Source organism: Akkermansia sp. KLE1798 (assembly GCF_001580195.1).
GTDB classification, from domain to species: Bacteria; Verrucomicrobiota; Verrucomicrobiia; order Verrucomicrobiales; family Akkermansiaceae; genus Akkermansia; species Akkermansia biwaensis.
Window position 1 is genome coordinate 99,055 of the sequence record NZ_KQ971081.1, and the last position, 17,956, is coordinate 117,010.

Annotated in this window: 12 protein-coding genes and 2 tRNA genes; 10 read left to right on the plus strand and 4 right to left on the minus strand. The window is 57.7% G+C overall.

Annotation, left to right across the window (positions count from 1 at the left end; all coding sequences use genetic code 11):
- Positions 1-123: 123 nt before the first annotated feature.
- A tRNA-Gly gene (locus HMPREF3039_RS05215) sits at positions 124-197 on the minus strand.
- A 144-nt stretch (positions 198-341) separates the two neighbouring features.
- On the opposite strand from HMPREF3039_RS05215, the gene HMPREF3039_RS05220 reads away from it, so the two are divergent.
- The 10 genes from HMPREF3039_RS05220 (at position 342) to HMPREF3039_RS05270 (ending at position 10,894) form a co-directional block, all read left to right on the plus strand.
- Positions 342-415: transfer RNA gene (locus tag HMPREF3039_RS05220), tRNA-Gly, on the plus strand.
- A gap of 190 nt (positions 416-605) precedes the next feature.
- Positions 606-1,124: a hypothetical protein gene (locus tag HMPREF3039_RS05225; protein WP_067981975.1), complete on the plus strand. Its 519-nt coding sequence runs from the start codon at positions 606-608 to the stop codon at positions 1,122-1,124.
- Between the two features lie 32 nt (positions 1,125-1,156).
- Positions 1,157-2,368: an outer membrane beta-barrel protein gene (locus HMPREF3039_RS05230; protein WP_082770086.1), complete on the plus strand. Its 1,212-nt coding sequence runs from the start codon at positions 1,157-1,159 to the stop codon at positions 2,366-2,368.
- A 91-nt stretch (positions 2,369-2,459) separates the two neighbouring features.
- Positions 2,460-4,670: a polysaccharide biosynthesis tyrosine autokinase gene (locus HMPREF3039_RS05235; RefSeq protein ID WP_067571213.1), complete on the plus strand. Its 2,211-nt coding sequence runs from the start codon at positions 2,460-2,462 to the stop codon at positions 4,668-4,670.
- Between the two features lie 11 nt (positions 4,671-4,681).
- Positions 4,682-5,287 (plus strand): polysaccharide biosynthesis/export family protein, encoded by a 606-nt coding sequence (locus HMPREF3039_RS05240; protein ID WP_067571215.1) that lies wholly within the window; start codon positions 4,682-4,684, stop codon positions 5,285-5,287.
- 582 nt (positions 5,288-5,869) lie between these two features.
- On the plus strand, positions 5,870-6,403 hold the full coding sequence (locus HMPREF3039_RS05250) for a MerR family transcriptional regulator (protein WP_067571219.1): 534 nt from the start codon (positions 5,870-5,872) through the stop codon (positions 6,401-6,403).
- A gap of 65 nt (positions 6,404-6,468) precedes the next feature.
- The gene (gene ruvA, locus HMPREF3039_RS05255) at positions 6,469-7,062 is read left to right on the plus strand and encodes a Holliday junction branch migration protein RuvA (protein ID WP_067571696.1); all 594 of its coding nucleotides are present in this window, start codon (positions 6,469-6,471) and stop codon (positions 7,060-7,062) included.
- A 223-nt stretch (positions 7,063-7,285) separates the two neighbouring features.
- Positions 7,286-8,314, plus strand: coding sequence for a type I glyceraldehyde-3-phosphate dehydrogenase (gene gap, locus HMPREF3039_RS05260; protein ID WP_067571221.1), 1,029 nt, complete (start codon positions 7,286-7,288; stop codon positions 8,312-8,314).
- Positions 8,315-8,484: 170 nt separating this feature from the next.
- Entirely contained in the window at positions 8,485-9,702 is a 1,218-nt protein-coding gene (locus HMPREF3039_RS05265; RefSeq protein ID WP_067571223.1) for a phosphoglycerate kinase, read from the plus strand.
- A 205-nt stretch (positions 9,703-9,907) separates the two neighbouring features.
- Positions 9,908-10,894, plus strand: coding sequence for a TraB/GumN family protein (locus tag HMPREF3039_RS05270; RefSeq protein WP_067571225.1), 987 nt, complete (start codon positions 9,908-9,910; stop codon positions 10,892-10,894).
- On the opposite strand, the gene mfd is transcribed toward HMPREF3039_RS05270, so the two are convergent.
- The 3 genes from mfd to HMPREF3039_RS05285 form a co-directional block, all read right to left on the minus strand.
- Positions 10,891-14,067, minus strand: coding sequence for a transcription-repair coupling factor (gene mfd, locus HMPREF3039_RS05275; RefSeq protein ID WP_067571227.1), 3,177 nt, complete (start codon positions 14,065-14,067; stop codon positions 10,891-10,893). The genes HMPREF3039_RS05270 and mfd overlap by 4 nt on opposite strands.
- A gap of 124 nt (positions 14,068-14,191) precedes the next feature.
- Entirely contained in the window at positions 14,192-15,373 is a 1,182-nt protein-coding gene (locus HMPREF3039_RS05280; RefSeq protein ID WP_067571229.1) for an SHD1 domain-containing protein, read from the minus strand.
- Positions 15,374-15,402: 29 nt separating this feature from the next.
- Positions 15,403-17,955 carry an MFS transporter gene (locus HMPREF3039_RS05285; protein ID WP_067571231.1) on the minus strand — a complete coding sequence of 851 codons (2,553 nt, stop codon included), beginning with the start codon at positions 17,953-17,955 and terminating at the stop codon, positions 15,403-15,405.
- Between the last annotated feature and the right edge of the window lies 1 nt (position 17,956).

The window sequence follows — 17,956 nt, forward strand, 5'->3', positions numbered from 1 at the left end:
TTCCATCCCGGAACGGCAGGCGGATTTTTCTGCCGTTCCGCTTGTAAATTCCCTCTGTTCCGCGCTTTCAAGAAAACAAAAGCCGCAAGCGATGATGGACAAAAACTTGCGGTATGAAAAGTTTGGTACGGGCGATGGGAATCGAACCCACGTCTCAAGCTTGGGAAGCTCGCGTCCTACCATTGAACGACGCCCGCACAATATGTGCGGCGTTTATTTACCGGGAGAAGCGGGGAATGTCAAGGCAACAGAATAAACTGCGTCTTATTTTTTTAAATTTGATTCCTCAATGAAAAAAAACTTGTCTTATCTCCGACTCCTGAACATAATGCGGGCGTTGTGCGGGTATAGCTTAATGGTAAAGCTCCAGCCTTCCAAGCTGATCATACGGGTTCGATTCCCGTTACCCGCTCCATTTTTTAACCACCTGCTACAATATTCTTCCAATGAAGGCCAGGTCCATTACGAAGACGGCACTTTCTGTGCTGGTACTTGCATTTGCGGGCACACTTTCCGGTGTGGCTCAGCAAGCTGCTTCTCCGTCAGCCGCTCCGGCTGTTGATGATGTTAAGGCCTCTGCGGCTGAAAAGGTTTTTATCCAGAAGATGGCTGCTACCGTTGAAGCGGGTCGCAGGTCCGGAGCCCTGGATATGAAGGCTGTATCCGCCTTGCTGGACAGCGCTGTCAAGGCAGGTGTGTCCGACGCAGTCATGGCACAGATGGTTTCCATGGCAGCCGGAGCTTTTCCGGTTAATGCCCCCCAGGTGGCTTCCGCTGCCGTCAAGAGTTACGGAACCAAGGTTACGGAAGCCAATGTGCGCAATATCGTATCTGCCGCCGTTTCCGTGCAGCCCAAGCCTTACGCTTCCGTTTCTCCGATTTGTGCAGCGGTGACCAGGGCTCTCGGTAATTCCACCGTGGCAATGACGGTGCCTTCCATCGCTGTAGAAGTAGCCGCCGAGACTCCCGACAATCCCTTGCAGGGTGTAACTACGCAGACGCACGGGCTTATTGTGAATCCCGGTGAAGACGCCGCCACCGGCGCTCTTGTCATGCCCGGCGGTGTTCCCGTGGGCGGCACGCCTACGAGTCCTGCCCCCGTATCCAATCCTTCCGGCAACTAAATAACTCCTATACCTAAAACGGATTAAAATTTATGAAGAGTCTTTTTTATCTCTCTTTGCTCGCTTCCGGCCTGGTTGGAGCTCACGCTTACGGGCAGTCCCTGTACACGCTTGCCGGTCCTGTAGGGCTGGAAGAATCCCTTCCCCTGAAATGGACATTCAACGTAGCCGGCGGCTATGATGATAACGTGAATGCTACCAACTCCAATCAGCAGGAAAGCGCATTCATCAGCACGGACATTGGCGCCTCCCTCGCCAATTATGATGCCGTTACCCAGTATGCCTTCTCTGCCAAGCTCGGCGGCATTTTCTACTTGAAAGACCTGGAAGGCGATACGAATGAATCTCTTTCCAACTCCACGCTGAACGCCAGCCTTTCCCACAGTTTTGACCAGACGCTGCGTTACAACGGTAGCCTTTCCTTTGCCTGGCAGCCGGAACCCAATTACTCAAACGGCATCGCCAACTCCCGGCGTGACGGCGACTACATTTACGTGTATGTTTCCAGTTCCCTGAGCAAAGCATGGACCACCCGTTATTCCACGACGGTAGGCGCCAGCTATTCCATGATCGATTATCAGGAAGATTCCGCCAAAACTGATAACCGTCAGTACTTCAACCTGAATCTGAATAATCGGTACAAGTGGACGGAACGCCTGGCTTTGTCCATTAACTGGAATGGTTCCTACTGTGACCGCGAATACGGCAATAACGAATTCTCCAACTTCGTCATGGCCGGTGCCGAATATGCCGTAGCTCAGAACACTTCCGCCACGCTGCGTGTCGGTCCCCAGTTCAAGCACGTGGACAATTACGGCACCAAGACCTACCCGTCAGCGGAATTTGGCCTGAACCACCGCATGAGCGACCGTTTCTCTTTGGGCATGTTCGTTCGCTACTCCAACGAAGCAACGAACACCTACGTTCCCCAAACGGGCGCCAGCTACTACTCCAACGAGACGTGGCGCGTTGGTCTGACCAGCACGATGAAGGTGACGCACCGGGTCAGCCTGAATGCCGGCGTGAACCTGATCTCCAGCGATTATTCCCGCCCGAGTTCCTCGAGTACTGATACGAAAACGCTGACGTTCAACGCGACGGCCGGTGTCAAGATGATGCTGACCAACGTGCTGGCCCTTACCGCCCAGTATTCCTATACGAATGGCTCCTACAGCGGATATAACTTCCCCATGCCGAGCTATAACCGGAATGTGTTTTCCTTCGGAATGAATTACAGCTTCTAAGCTTGATTGACAATTAATGTTTCTACTCCTCTAATTGCGAATGTTCATTCACAATTAGAGGAGTTTTATCTTACTACCGCACCGTCTCTTCATGAACGCTCCAGATCAGCAGAATGGCGATCCTATCGTACGCAATATTGATTATATACAAGTTCTGAAAAACCGCTGGAAAGAAGTCTTTCTTGTTTTCATGCTGGTTCTGGTCATTTCCCTGGTGGTGACGCTTCTGATGCCTCCTTCGTTCCGTGCGACGAGCAAGTTTCAGATCAAGCGTCCCAGGCCGGTGATGGGGATCGGTACGGGAGAGGATGTCGTGGCATCGTCCAATATCACGGACAACTACATCCCCATGCAGTATTCGGTGCTGACTTCGTCCGAAGTGCTGAAAGTGGTATCCAAAAAACTGAATCTGGCTGCGGAATGGGGCATGACGGATGATTTGGCTGCTACCAACCTGGCTGGAATGATCAAGGTATCCCCCCTCCGTGCAACGGACTTGGTGGATGTCATTGTCTCCGGGCCTGACCCCAAACTGGTTCAGAACATTGCCAAGGCAGTCCCGGAGGCGTACAAGCAGGACCGTGAAATGCGTGAAAACCGGTTGGTGGAAACGGCTATCAAGAGCCTTCAGGACGTTCTCCGGGAACAGGAGGACATTGTCAATGACAAGATGATGGCTCTCAAGAAGTTGATTGTGGAAAACGACTATTTGCCCTCCACCATGTACAGGAGTGGGGATAACCGCTCCGTGATGACCGGAGCCATGGAAGACGAGGATTTCCGGAATTCCAAGGCACAGCTCATGAAATTTGAGAAGGATGAGCAGGAACTGGCCGCCTATGTTGCGGAAGTCCAGCGTCTTCCGGACGACAAGCTGATGGATTATGTCACCAACTCCGATCTTTTGAATGCGGAAATTCTGGCGGCGGACTCCCTGCGCAAAACCTATCAGGAGTACATGGAGAAGGATAAGGAGAGGGAAAATCTCAAGGCCCAGAACCTGGGCCCCAAGCATCCCAAGATGGTGGCCCTCCAGGAAACGGCGAACATCTTGAAGGAAAAGCTGAACAAGGAACTTGTGGGCCTGCGCTCCTCTTTGAGAAGCAAGCTGGAAATGGTTACGGCAAGCCGTGTGAAGTGGGCGAAGATTGTAGCTCAAAAGGAAGAGGATCTCCGGAAACATGTGATGAAGATGCCCGTTTATGAACAGACCAGCCGCGAGTATGATACGGCCCTGGATCAGCTCAAAACCCTGGATGCCCGCTACAAGGATGAAATCGCCCGTCTGCGTGTTCCCCGTGAATCGGTTGAAATGTATGATAATCCCCTGTTGCCTACGGCTCCCTACAAGCCGGATGTAACGCTGAACCTGGCGGTGGGCGCCGTTGCCGGTTTGCTGCTGGGCATGGGCCTGGCTCTTCTGCTGGAATTCATGGATACTTCCGTCAAGACCATGGAGGATGTGGAACGGGCTCTGCAAGTGCCTGTTCTGGGCATCATTCCCAAAAACGTCCCCATCCTGCATTCCGCCGGTTCTCTGGGGCCGGATGCGGAAGCCTACCGTATTTTGCGGACGAATATAGAATTCAACAAAAAGGGGCTTGAGGAAATTTCCCTGACCTTTGTTTCCGGCAGTGCCGGGGAAGGTAAGACCACGACGTTGTGCAACCTGGCCTACATCTGCGCCCAGGGGGGGTATGCCACTTTGATGATTGATGCGGACCTTCGCCGCTCCAAGTTGCACAGATACTATGAACTGGACAATGAAGCAGGGCTGACGTCCTATCTACTGGAAGACTATCCGCTGGAGGAAGTGATCTTCCAGACGCCTGTGGAAAACCTGTACGTCATGCCTGCGGGGCCGGTTCCTTTTGACCCCTCGGGCGCCTTGAACTCACGCAAGTTCAGCGAACTGCTCCAGGAGGTGAAGCAGCGCTTCGATATCGTGCTGGTGGACTCTCCGCCCATCCTCGGTGTCAGTGACTCGGCCGTGATTGTGAGCGAGGTGGACATGACCTTGATGGTTGTCCAGCCGCGCAAGCTTCCGTTGAAGGCCCTGCTGAGGCAGAAGCAGGTCATTGAATCCGTCGGTGGCAATCTGGCGGGTGTGGTGATGAATAATGTGGACATTACTTCCGATCACCAGTATCAATATTACACAACCTACTACTCCTATTATTCTGCGGAAAGCGGCGCTTCCGGCGGGAACGCCGACGCTTCTTCCCTGAAGAAGGCCGAGCGTTCCGGCAAAGCCAAGGAATTGGCGGCTACGCAGTCCAATGATAATGAGGATCTGTATTAAGCGATAGTGCCATGAAAAAGTATCTGTATTCTATTGTTTGCCTCATCCTGGCTGCGGGAGGGTTTGCATTCTCGCAGTCCCCGGATGCCGTGCCCGCGCACGGAACCATTGAAATTCAGGTACGCGGTATCCCTGCCGACGACGCTGCCGCCATCTCCGGACAATATTTGCTGGATGGCAATGGAACCATCCGCATGCCCCAGCTTCCCGCCGGGCAGGATGTGCTGCGGGTAGTTGGCCGGACGGCGCGGCAGATTGAGGACATGCTTGCCGCTGCCTACAAGAAGGCGGAACTGTACACTTCTCCCACCTTTTTGGTGAAAGTGCAGAGTTCCGACGTGCAGCTCACCCAGCATATCGTTCTGGTGAGCGGAAACGTAGCCATGAAAAAGAACGTTCCATGGCGGCGCGGCATGACGCTGCTGGAAGCGATCGTCGGAGCCGGGGACGTGACGGAATGGGGATCCCGGTATGTCCAGGTGACGCGCGGCGGGAAGACCGTCACGTATGATTATTATTCCACCAGGGACAGGGCCATACCCATCCAGCCCAATGACCGTGTTTTCGTTCCGCAGCGCGGCATGTTTGAAACGCGGCCTTCCAAGCTTCTTCCCTGAAGAGTGGAACATGATTTTTCCTACCCGGCTTTCTGTGGGAAGCCGGGTTTCTTATTGTTCGTTCCGGGTACAAATGGACTGTTAGTTATTGTCCGGTTTTTTACTTGGGCTCCTTTCCGTAAAAGAGTTTTGAGCCTGTAATGTTGGAGCCGTCCGCCGGCGACTTCCGGTTTCCCTGTTTTGAGGTAAGGGGCTTGTTGAACCCGGAAAATACGGAGGTTTGAAGAATTGAGGAAGGCTTTTCCTCTTCCCGTAGTTGAATGGAATATTTCCTCTTATTCATGTAATTGATCATGAATTATTTGTAAATAAGGGGAAAGAGCCCGGAGGCAATTCGCGCATCCAACAGATTTTTTGATGATCTAATTGTTGATGTTAGGCCCTTTTGAAGTAATTGTATAATGTAGGAACAGGCATATATTGCGATGAAATGAGTTCAGTATAAGGACAAACAACAGAAAAACAAAGAAAGTTGTTGATTGTTTTTGGGCTCAGTGCATTTTTGGTATTTTCAAAAATGTTATAGTTTCATGCAGAATGCCTGTATGAAACCCTGTGTTATCAAAGTGAATTCACATTGCCATGATTTATCGTTTCAAAAAGACATTCATCGGAGTAGGTGGGCGGGAATATATCAATAATCCCAAACTGAGTTTTCCTGAACATGTAAAAATCCGCCGCAAGGGAACGGATCCCAAATCCGGGCAGCCTTATGCCAGCGCATCCGGCGCGTTCATGGAAACATCTTCCATAGCGGCGCGGCTGCGCTGCAGTCCTTCCGCCGCCCGGCAATATCTGCACCGTCATGGAGTACGCTTCCGCGTAGTCCGCAAAAGTACGGGTTCTCTCACACTCTGCTGGCGCCGTCTGGACGTGGAGCGTCTCCTGTCCGCGCGGGAGCCGGTCTGCCGCCGTGCTCCGCTGCATTATGTGAATATGGAAGAGGCCGTCCGCTATCTGGGCGTGGTCAGAAGCTACGTTTACAGGCTGGTTAAAAAAGGACTGCTGCGCGAATACAGGTGCCGCATCAAGACGGCCCGCGGATTCCGCGTACGGTGTTTCTACCACCGGGAAGATCTGGAGCATATCAAGCTTCACGTTCTCCACAAGAGATAGCGGACCGTACCCGGAAGGATGCGTTTTTGACTTGTCCGCCGCCGGGATTGTGTCACGTTATGGGCATGATAGCTTTTTTGCGCGGTACGGTAGCGGAGTCATACCCCCAGCGGCTGATTCTGGATGTTCACGGCGTGGGGTACGAGGTGATCGTGCCCCTGTCCACGTTTGACAAACTGAATCCTCTGCCGGGCAGGGAGCTGACGCTGAAAACCTACCTGCACGTACGGGAAAACATGCAGGTGCTGTACGGGTTTGCCACCGATGCGGAACGGGACATCTTCCTGCTGCTGATCGACCGGGTTTCCGGAATCGGCCCCGCTACGGCCATTGCCATTCTGGGGTCCTTGTCCGTGGAACAGTTCAAGCAGGCCGTGGTGAGCGGAGACGTATCCGGCATCGCCAGGGCCAAGGGAGTGGGCAAAAAAACGGCGGAACGCATTGTGCTTGAACTGAAGGACAAGGTGGGGCTGGCCGCCACCTGGGAGGCCCAGGCCCAGGGCTCCACCTCCCAGGCGGCGGGGGATGCGGAACTGGCGCTGATTGCGCTGGGCTTCAAGCAGGTGGAATCCCGCAAGGCCATTGCCGCCCACTTGAAAGAGAATCCGGACGCCGACGCGGACGAGTTGATCCGCGCCGCCCTGCGCTCCATGAACTGACCATTCCGCCGTGAGGGTGGAGACCGTGCAAGTTTTTGACAGCCATGCAGGAGCATGGCTGTTGCATTGGTGCCTTCCCGCGGGGCGGAGGGCCGGGGCATACTGCCATGATGGGGGAACAATAGTGTTGACGCCCGGCGGAATCGTTTCTAAACTTGCCCCGTCCATGGTACTTGAATAGGTCCGGGACTTGTAATTAATCAAATCTGAAGCCCTCAATCTTATGGCCAAATATGCTATTAACGGTTTTGGACGTATTGGTCGCAACGTGTTGCGCGCCATGTCCAAGGAAGAACGCAACAAGGTTGTTGCCATCAACGACCTGACCCCCATCGAAATGATCGCCCACCTGCTCAAGTATGACTCCACGCAGGGCAAGTTTGACGGCGAAGTTTCCATCGACGGCGAGTATCTGGTCATCGACGGTCACAAGATCCTCATCACGGTGGAACGCGACCCCGCCAACCTTCCCTGGAAGGACCTGGGCGTGGACGTCGTTCTGGAATCTACCGGCCTGTTCACCAAGCGTGATGCCGCCCAGAAGCACATTGACGCCGGCGCCAAGAAGGTGCTCATTTCCGCTCCCGCCACGGATCCGGACCTGACTTTCTGCCTGGGCATCAACGACAGCGAATACGATCCCGCCAAGCACAACATCGTTTCCAACGCTTCCTGCACCACCAACTGCCTTTCCCCGATGGTGAAGGTGCTGAACGACAAGTTCGGCATTGAAAAGGGCATGATGAGCACCATTCACTCCTACACGAATGACCAGCGCATTCTGGACCTGCCGCACAAGGATCCCCGCCGCGCCCGCGCCGCCGCGATCAACATCATCCCGACGACCACCGGAGCCGCCAAGGCCATCGGAGAAGTGATTCCCGAACTCAAGGGAGCCCTGAACGGCGCTTCCTTCCGCGTACCCACCCCGACCGGTTCCCTGACCGACTTCGTGGCCATCCTCAAGAAGAATGTGACCGTGGAAGAAGTGAACGCCGCCATGAAGGAAGCCGCTGAAGGTCCGCTGAAGGGCATTCTGGCTTACTCCGAAGAAGACCTGGTGCTTCAGGACATCGTTTCCGACCCCCACTCCTGCATCTTTGACTCCGGCTTCACCTACGTGGTCGGCGGCAACCTGGTGAAGGTCTGCGGCTGGTACGACAACGAATGGGGCTACTCCAACCGCGCCGCCGAAGCCATGAAGAAGCTGGGCGACAGCGTGAGCTCCTGCGGCTGCAGCTGCGGCAAGTAAGTTCATTCCTGAACAACGCTTGCTCTTCAGTAGTCACAAGACATTCTTTCCAGCCGCCTGAAACAGATTTCCGGTTCATGAACCGGGTTGGTGCGGGCGGCCGGGATTTTCCGGGAGGGCAGAAATGCCCTCCCTTTTTCATTCCATTGAACCAAACAACATAAACTGATATGGCTAAACTCACTGTTCGTGATCTTGACGTCAAGGGCAAGGAAGTCCTGATGCGCGTTGACTTCAACGTACCCCTCAAGGATGGGGAAATTACCAATGACGCCCGCATTGTGGCCGCCCTTCCCACCATCAAGTTCCTGCTTGACGGCGGCGCCCGTCTCGTCCTCTGTTCCCACCTGGGCCGTCCCAAGAATGAACCCGATTCCGCTTTTTCCCTGAAGCCCGTGGCCGCCCGCCTTTCCGAACTGCTCGGCAAGGAAGTGAAATTCGTTCCCGCCGCCATCGGACCGGAAGCTGAAGCCGCCCGCGCCGCCATGAAGGATGGCGACGTGGTCTTGCTGGAAAACGTCCGCTTCTATCCCGGTGAAAAGAAAAACGATCCGGAATTCGCCAAGGCTCTGCTGGGCAACGCCACCTTGTTCGTGAACGACGCGTTCGGCACCGCCCACCGCGCCCATGCTTCCACGGAAGGCGTTACCCATTTTGCGGAAAAGAGCGCGATGGGCTTCCTGATCGAGCGCGAGCTGGAATACCTGGAAGGCAAGCTGGAAAACCCGGAAAAACCCTTTGTGGTGATCATGGGCGGCGCCAAGGTGTCCGACAAAATCGAAGTACTTTCCAAGCTGATGGAAAAGGCTGACACGTTCCTGATCGGCGGAGCCATGGCCAACACGTTCCTGGCTGCCGAAGGCTATGACCTGGGCGCTTCCAAGATCGAAGGCGACAAGCTGGACCTGGCCCGCGAAATCCTGGCGAACGCCAAGGCCAAGGGTGTCAAGTTCGTGCTTCCGGCCGACGTTCGCGTGACTATGAAGTTTGAGGACGGTGCGGAAACATTCTGCACGGCTCCCTTCGCGGAAGGCGGCAAGGTGCCGGAAGGCGGCATGGCCATCGACATCGGCGACAAGGCCATTGAAGAATTCTCCGCTATCATCAAGGATGCCAAGACTGTTCTGTGGAACGGCCCCATGGGCGTCTTTGAAATGGACTGTTTTGCCAAGGGCACCAAGGAAATTGCGGAAGCCCTGGCCGATTCCTCCGCCATTTCCATTGTGGGCGGCGGTGATTCCGTAACGGCAGCCAAGAAATTCAAAGTTCAGGACAAGCTTTCCTTCTGCTCCACGGGCGGCGGCGCCTCCCTGGAACTTCTGGAAGGCAAGGTGCTGCCCGGCGTGGGCGCCCTGTCCGACAAATGCTGCTGCTGCAAACAGAAGTAAACCGTCATGTGGCGGTCGGCTTCCGGGGCGCCAGCCCTGGGCGGCTTGATTCTTCATCCTCCGTTCCCTTGCGGGAGCGGAGGATTTTTTGTGGCCTCCCGGTGTTCCGCAGTGCCTGTCCCGGCGGGATGGGGAGATGCCAAGGTGTTTGAGGAAGTTCTTTTTTGGCTTGCTCTGCGGATAATGGCCGCTAGGCTGGTGACGTATGAACATATTGCGCGGTATTTTGTCTGCCTTCATGCTGTGCTCTTCCGTACTTGCCGCCGTAGCCGACTCCGGCAGGAATGCGGAAAAATACGGCGGGTACCCGGCTACGTTTCTGAGGCTGGAGGCGGATTCCCCTGAACAGCAGGATTTGGCAACGCCCGTGGCTTCCTATGTGAATGACGGCGGACAGGAGGTGAGGCTGATCGGGGCGATGCATGTGGCTGAACCGGAGTATTACGACCGTTTGAACAAACTGTTCGGGCAATGTGATTTGCTGCTGTTTGAAATGATCGGCGGGGAAGGGCTCCAGCGGCGGGAGGAATTGCGGAGCAGGATTGACCGGAGCAAGCCGCTGGGCGGCTTGACGAAGGAAGAAGCCCGCGAATGGAACCGGCTGGAGGCATGGGAAAAGGAACAGAGGGAGGAAGAGTCTTCCTTCCTGCTGAACTGGCTGGGGGAAGCCTATAAAAGATTCAGCAAAGCCTTGAATTTGCAGGCCCAGATGGATGGAATCGATTATTCTCCGTCCCACTTCGTCCATGCGGACATGACCCTGGGGGAATTCAGGAAGGCGCAGGAAGAAAAGAAGGAGAGTTTTATGGGACTGATGGCGAAGGAGATCATGTCTTCCCTGAAGGAAGATTACTGCGGCTATCAGCCGAATCAAATCAAGATGGCGATGGATCTGATTACGGGAAATGTTTCCGGACTGAAAAATGAATTGATGCGTATGCTGGCCTATACCAGCCCTGATTATCTGGAGGATACGGTGATTCTGAAAGGCAGGAATGCCAAATGCATGGAGATATTCGACCAGTGGAAAGGCAAGGGTGCGCGCAAGATTGGCATCTTCTACGGGGCGGCGCATCTGCCCGGTTTGCATGCGGAGCTGCTGAAGCGCGGCTACCGCCTCAGGGAAGTCCGGTGGCTGACTGCCTGGAATACCCGGGAGCAGGCTGCCGGCAGGGAGGCGGACCAGAATTAGATCTTTTTAAGCATTTCCAGGGTTTCCTGAAGCTTTTCCGCCGGGGTGATTCCCGCCAGGCGCGGAAATTTGTTGGACAGGAGGATGAAATCCCCGTTCCGGGTAAGCATCAGGCGCTGGCCGCTGACTTCCACCATGGATATATTGGCCATGGTGGCCAGTATCTTGATTTTGTGCGCGGCAAGCAGATGATGCACCGTTTCCGGTGCAGGTCCGAATCGGTCTTCCCAGGTGCGGAGCAGGGCGTCCGTCTCCTTGATGGTGCGGGCCCCCGCCAAATCCTTGTAGGCGGCGATGCGCAGCGGGGCGTCGCTGATGTAGTCCCGCGGAATGAAGGCGCCCAGGTACTCCTTGCGGGATTTGGCCGCAAACTGCGTTTCACTGTTCACGATGAAATCCGCCCGGAGGGCGGCGTCCGCCCTGGGTGCGGAATGTTTGCCCTGCATGTGGGAGATGGACTGCTGGAGAAGTTGGCAGTACAGGTCAAAGCCGATGGCGGCGATGTGGCCGCTTTGCTGGGTGCCGAGCAGGTTGCCCGCGCCGCGGATTTCCAGGTCGCGCATGGCTATTTTGAATCCGGAACCCAGTTCCGTGTACTGCTTGATGGCGGAGACGCGCTTGCGGGCGTCTTCCGTAGTGGAGGAGGACCTGGGCAGCATGAGGTAGGCGTACGCGCGGTGCCCTGAGCGGCCCACGCGGCCGCGGAGCTGGTACAAGTCCGCCAGGCCGAAGCGGTCCGCCCTGTCAATAATGATGGTGTTGGCGTTGGGAATGTCTATGCCCGATTCAATGATGGTGGTGGCCAGCAGAATGTCCGCCTCTCCCCGCACGAAGGAGCTCATGACCTTTTCCAGCTCGTCCTTGGGCATTTGTCCGTGGCCGATGACGATGCGCGCCTTGGGGACCAGGGCCTGTATCCTGTCCCGGAACAGCTCGATGGTCTTGACGCGGTTGTGCAGCAGGAATATCTGGCCCCCGCGCTCCAGTTCGCGCTCCATGGCCTTTTTCATGATGCGTTCGTCATAGGGGCAGACGCTGGTCTGCACCGGCTGCCTGTTGACGGGCGGCGTGTCGATGGAACTCATGTCCCTGGCGCCCATCAGGGCAATGTACAGCGTGCGGGGAATGGGGGTGGCCGACAGGGTGAGCACGTCTATTCCCTTGAAGCGCTCCTTGAATTTTTCCTTGTGCTTGACGCCGAAGCGTTGTTCCTCGTCAATGACCACCAGGCCCAGGTTCTTGATGGAAACGTCTTCGGAAATGAGGCGGTGGGTACCGATGACGATGTCCACGGAGCCGTTTTTCAACCCTTCCAGCGTGGATTTGACTTCCGCCGCGCTGTTGAGGCGGCTCAGCATTTCAATGCGCACGGGGTATTCGCTCATGCGTGACTTGAAGGTGCGGAAGTGCTGCTCCGCCAGTACGGTGGTGGGCACCAGCACGGCCGCCTGGCGGCCGCCGGTCACGCATTTGAAAGCGGCGCGGATGGCTACCTCCGTCTTGCCGAAGCCCACGTCTCCGCAGATCAGGCGGTCCATGGGCCGGGTGGATTCCATGTCCGCCTTCGTCTGGGCGATGGCGCGGAGCTGGTCGGGCGTTTCACGGAACGGGAAGGAGCTTTCAAACTCCCACATCCATTTGCTGTCCGGCGGGTGGCTGTAGCCTTTGCCCGTCTGGCGTTCCGCCTGCACGTTCAGGAGCTGGGCGGCGTAGTCCGCCACGGAGCGTTCCGCGGATTTTTTGGCGCGCTGCCATTTGGAATCCCCCAGTTTGTTGAGTTCCGGCGTCCTGCTGCCCAGGCCGATGTAGCGGGAAACCAGGTGCGCCTGGCTGAGGGGGACGTGCAGGATGGTGTTGTCCCGGTAGAGGATGTTCATTTCCTCGTCTCCGGAATCCGGAGAGGTGGAGATGTTGATGAACTTCCCGATGCCGTAGCTGGTGTGGACCACCAGGTCTCCCGGATTGATATCTTTCAGGGAGGCCTGGGCGCGTGCCTTGCGCGCCTTGTCTTCCCGGCTGGCGCGCCGCCGCGCCGTGGCGGACTGGTACCTGCCGAACAGCTCGGAGGAGGAGAGGACTGCCGTCTTCGCTCCGGGAATGCTGAAGCCGCCGGGCAGGTCCCCCCGCAGGCAGGTGATGGAGAGCAGGGCCGGGGTGCCGGCGCAGATGTCCTTGAACCGTTCTTCTTCCGCCTGGTTCGGGAAAAACATGCTGACGTTCCATTTCCGGTCCAGCCATTCCCGTATCTGGCGTTCGGCCAGTTCGCGGCGCATTTCCTGCATCACGAAGTCGCCCGCGTCAAAGCTGCCCAGGGGATTGTCATGGATGGCCAGGGAAAAATCCTCCTCTCCCTCCGCATCTTCCGGAGGGGCGGCCAGGATGCACACGTGCCCGCGTTCCTTGCAGAAGGGGGTGGTGATGACCAGGTCTCCCGGCCTGATCCAGTCGCGCAGGGTTTCCACGGATGCCGCCTCCTGCAGGACGAGGTTGACGTGCTCCACCTTCCGGAAGGAGACCTGGGTATCCACGTCGAATTCCCGGATGGATTCGATTTCATCGTCAAAGAATTCCAGACGTACGGGATTGGCGGATTGCAGGGGGAAAACGTCCAGAATGCCGCCGCGGCGGGACCACTGCCCGCGGGAAATGACCTGCGGAACGCCCTCGAATCCGGCTTCCGTGAACGACTTTTCCAGTTCGTCCGGCGGACGCGTTTCCCCCGCCTTCAGGATCATGCCCTGGTTCTTCATGCCCCTGGTGGAGGGAACCTCGTCATTCAGGGAATTTTCCGTCAGAACGACGGTCTGCCTGCCTATTTGTCCGGAGGCAATGCGGTGCAGCACGTTCAGCCGTTCGGCGGTGAGTTCCGGGTCTCCCACTTCTTCACCCAGCGCCACTTCCTTTTCCGGGACGAACAGGATGTTGTGCACGCCCCATGTCTCCAGCTGGGAGGCTACGGATTCCTGGGCTCGCAGATGGGGAGTCACCACCCAGGTGCGGCACGTTTCCGGAACGCTGTTGATGCACAGGGCCGCCACAAACGGCACGCCGGGCAACGCGGTGTGGTCGAAAACGGCCTGTTCCTCCGTGCCCAGCTTCGCCAGTTCCCTGCGGAAGGGGGCGGTGCGGGCCACCCGGTCCAGCAGGGAGGATATGGAAGCGTCTTCTGCCATACGTGTCTGAAAGCCCCTGTTGAGGGGAGTTTGCCGCCTTTCCCCGCCATGTCAACGGTTTTTCAGGGCACATGTGTCCTCCGTTCCCGGCAGGGAACAGGAAGATTGCAGAAAAAGAAAGTAATCAGGAAGAGGCGCGGAAGCGTATCTTGACGCCTGCCTTGCGCCATTTTTGCTCGATCTCCTTGGCCAGTTCCTCATAAGTCCTGCCGTCCAGGAGGAGCTTTTGCGCTTCCTTTTCACTGGTGCCGGACTGAATGGCCTTCATGTAATTCTTGATGCGCTGGGCGTCCCCTTTTCCGTCCATGTGGTAGAAGTAGTAGGCCATCAGCGCGGCCAGGCCGTAGTGAAGATTGGCGTTTTCATTCGTGAACTGGGTGTATGGCATGTTCATGAAGGCCTCCAGGCCGGGAGCCTCAAAATCGTCCCCCAGGGCGCGGCCCCCCGTGTTTTTCTTGCCGTACTCCGTAACGCGGGAAACGATGTGGGAGCGGTTGGAGCCGAAGTTGAAGCGGCCCCCGGCATAGGGCGTCATGGCCACGTATTCCGCGGAGCCCTCGCAGAACCAGCTGGCCTGCTTGGCCTGCGGGGACATGAGCTGGTGTGTCAGTTCGTGAATGAGGGTGGTGGCATCCTTGTCCCGGTCAATGATGTACGTGCTCCCCATGGACTTGACGCCCAGCGACTGGAAAGGCACCAGAATTCTGCCCCGGTCACCGGGCCGCGTGGTTCCCAGGAAAATGCCCGCCGTTCCTTCCAGTCCCCCGTTTTCCTGGTAGGTGCTGAACTTTTCATACAGGTAGGCCGGGAATTTGGCGGAATCGTCATGGGGCGGAATGTTGCCGATGGGCAATGTCTTGTTAGCCAGATGGGTGGCTTCAAACAGGAGGCCCAGGCGCTTGATCATGCCGGCGCCCAGCTTGGCGTCGCAAATAAAGCGGAAGTGGGGCGTCTCGTAAATGTATTCCCCCTTCTCCTCCTTGATGGTTTCCACCTTGAAATTGTCCGGGCATTTGACGGTTCTGGGCCAGGGTTGCTTGTAATTGTCCGCCGGGTTGGCGGGAGCCGCTGCCGTCCCCTGTCCTGCAATGAAATCCTGGTCCGCTTTGGAAAGCTGGTTCAGGGGAATGGTGACCGTCTGGCCGCCGGCGCGGGTCAGCACCGCTTTTTGGCCGTCCAGTTTGACGAATTCGGCCTCCAGGGTTTTTCCCTGGGTGTTGGTCCAGGTGCGGCCCTCTGCCGGAGAAAGCAGGGACAGGAAGCACAGGGCTCCCGCGGCCAGGTGGTTGCGTGCAGGTCTCTTCATGGAGGTAGGTAGTTGATGAGTTTGATATATCAGTGCCGGGGTCTCGGCAGCATCAGGAGCAAAAGCCCGCAGAACAGCATGAGGCATCCGGCTGCGGCCAGCGTGGTGGTCAGGGGAATGCCCTGGTCCTTGAACCAGCCGCCGAAGAAGGAGATGAGCGCGCCCACCCCGGCGGAGGTGAGGTTAAGCAGACCGTAGCCGGTGGCGGAGTAGCGCTCGTCAATATGGGAGCGTAGCACAGGCATGAGGGTGGCGTCCAGCGATCCTTGCGCCAGTCCTTGCGTGGCCACCAGTCCGAGCATGAGTACCAGCGGAACCGCAATGTCCCAGCCGAAGATGCCGGGCAGCAGTGCCAGGACGACCAGCGGGCCGGATACGCTGAAGGCGATGCCCGGTACCAGCGCGCGGGCGCGGGTGTTGCGCTTGTACCACATGTCCGCCAGGATCGCGCCCCCCAGAACCGCGATGTATTTGGCAATGGAGCTCCACAGTGTGGCGGCGGGGCCGGCCTCCGCGGAGGAAAGGTGGTACTGGTCATGCAGCAGGGTGGGGTACCACGTCAGCAGGAACCAGTTGCCCGCGCCCGCAAAAGCCACCACGCAAAGCAGCATCCACATGGGGCGGCCGCTCAGCAGGCTGGAAAGGACGGCCCCTGTGGAAAGCTTGGCCGCGGGAACCTTAACAGCCTGTTCGTCGTTGTCCACGTTGATCAGCACGGTTTCTTCCCCCGGCTTGTCCTTCTTCCGGGCAAGGGCCGTATCTGCGGGCGCCTTTCCTGGGTCTTTCAGGAACAGGATCAGGACGATGGCATAAGCCACGCCGATCAAACCGAACAGGGCGAAGGTCATGCGCCAGCCCGTCCAGGAAGCCATGGTGGCGCCGAACCCGGCGATGGCCATGCCCACGTAGATCCCGCTCATGTGCAGGCCCGTGGCGATGGAGCGCGTGCTGCCCCGGTGGTAGTCCGTGATCAGGGCCAGGGCGGCGGGAATGTAGAAGGCTTCGCTGATGCCCATGGCCCCGCGGGCGATGAGCAGGGAGGTGTAATCCTCCGCGTGCCCGGTCCACCAGGTGACCACGGACCAGACGACCAGGGAGCAGAGAATCATCAGGCGGCGGCTGTAGCGGTCCGCCAGGAAGCCTCCCACCGGGCTCAGCAGCGCGTAAATCAGCAGGAAGACGGAGGTAACCATGCCGAACTGGGCTTCCGTCTGGGGGATGTCCCGCACGATGGGCTCATGCAGGGCGGAAAGAAGCTGGCGGTCAAAGTAGTTCAGCATCACGACGAACCACAGCACGATGACGGCCACCCAGGCCCACAGGCCGGGCCTGGTGTTCGGATCCGTAACGGCGGAGACGTTCCTGACGCCGTTGCGCACGGCGGAAATGATGATGATGGCCAGCACGATGATCGTGAGGATGAGAACGGCATAGTCCACCGTGCTCATTTCAAAATGGTATCCCGCCGTTGCGGAGGCGTTCGCTGGGGTACGCTCCCCGGGAGCGGTTTCTCCGCTGATGGTGACGATCTCATTGCCCCTGGTGACGGCAGGCGCCGTGGCGATGCCTGCGGGCCATTCTCCCAGGCGGCTCCATTTATCCTTCACGATGTCGTAGGCCAGGATGTCGTTGGACTGCACCACGGGCCTGGACGGGTCCGGCGAATTGCCGCGCTTGTCTCCCCCAATCAGGATGATGGTGTTTTCCTTGACGGGGGCGGGGCCCGCCGCTGCCGCCACGGGAGTTCCGGGGCCGGTGCGCTCCTTCTTCGTCTTTCCCCACTCGGCAGGGTTCGTGGAGCCCAGGTCGTAGTCGATCAGGTCGGAAAGGTAGGTTCTTTGCGTTTCCCCTGCGGCATTTTTGGAAAGGGAACATCCTCCTACCAGGAAAAGGGTGCTGTCGGAAAAGGCGGCGGTGGCAAGAATGCGCCCCGGCCCCTGGAACGGAGGCAGGGTCTTCCATTCCATGCTGGCCGTTTCAGGGGAGGTGTCCAGCACGTACACGGTATTCAGGGCCGTTTCCGGTTCGTCCCGGTCCCGTCCCCCGATGACGTAGAGCTTGTCTCCCGAACCGACGAAGGCGGCTTCCGTCACGGGCCGGGGAAGGGGCGGGAGCTTTTCCACGGACCCGTCCGCCCTGATCAGCAGGGTGTCCTGCCGAATGCCCTCTTCATTGTGGCCTCCGGCCAGCACCACGCCCTTGCCGACACTGGCGCATGCCGCGTAGCCCAGCGGAACGGGCAGATTGCCGACTTTATTCCATTGCCCGTTGGAGAGTTTGAAAATGTCCCGGTGGTACGCCTTCGGGCCGCGTTCCTCCGGCGTGGCGGCCCCGGGGGCGGCATGGGGAAAATTGGCCCCTCCCGCGGCGATAATGGACTGGGAGCCGTCTTTTTCCGCCACGGTTCCGGCAATCATTCCGGCGCGTCCCGCAGGATCGGGCAGGTCCGGAATGCTGCCGGAGGGATGGACGTCCACGGAAAAGGATGCGTGAGCGGCCGGGACCGCCATCAGCATCATGCCGGCGAGGGCAGCGCACCATGTTTTGGTGAACCGGTTCAGGTAATGTAAGGAGTGCATCATA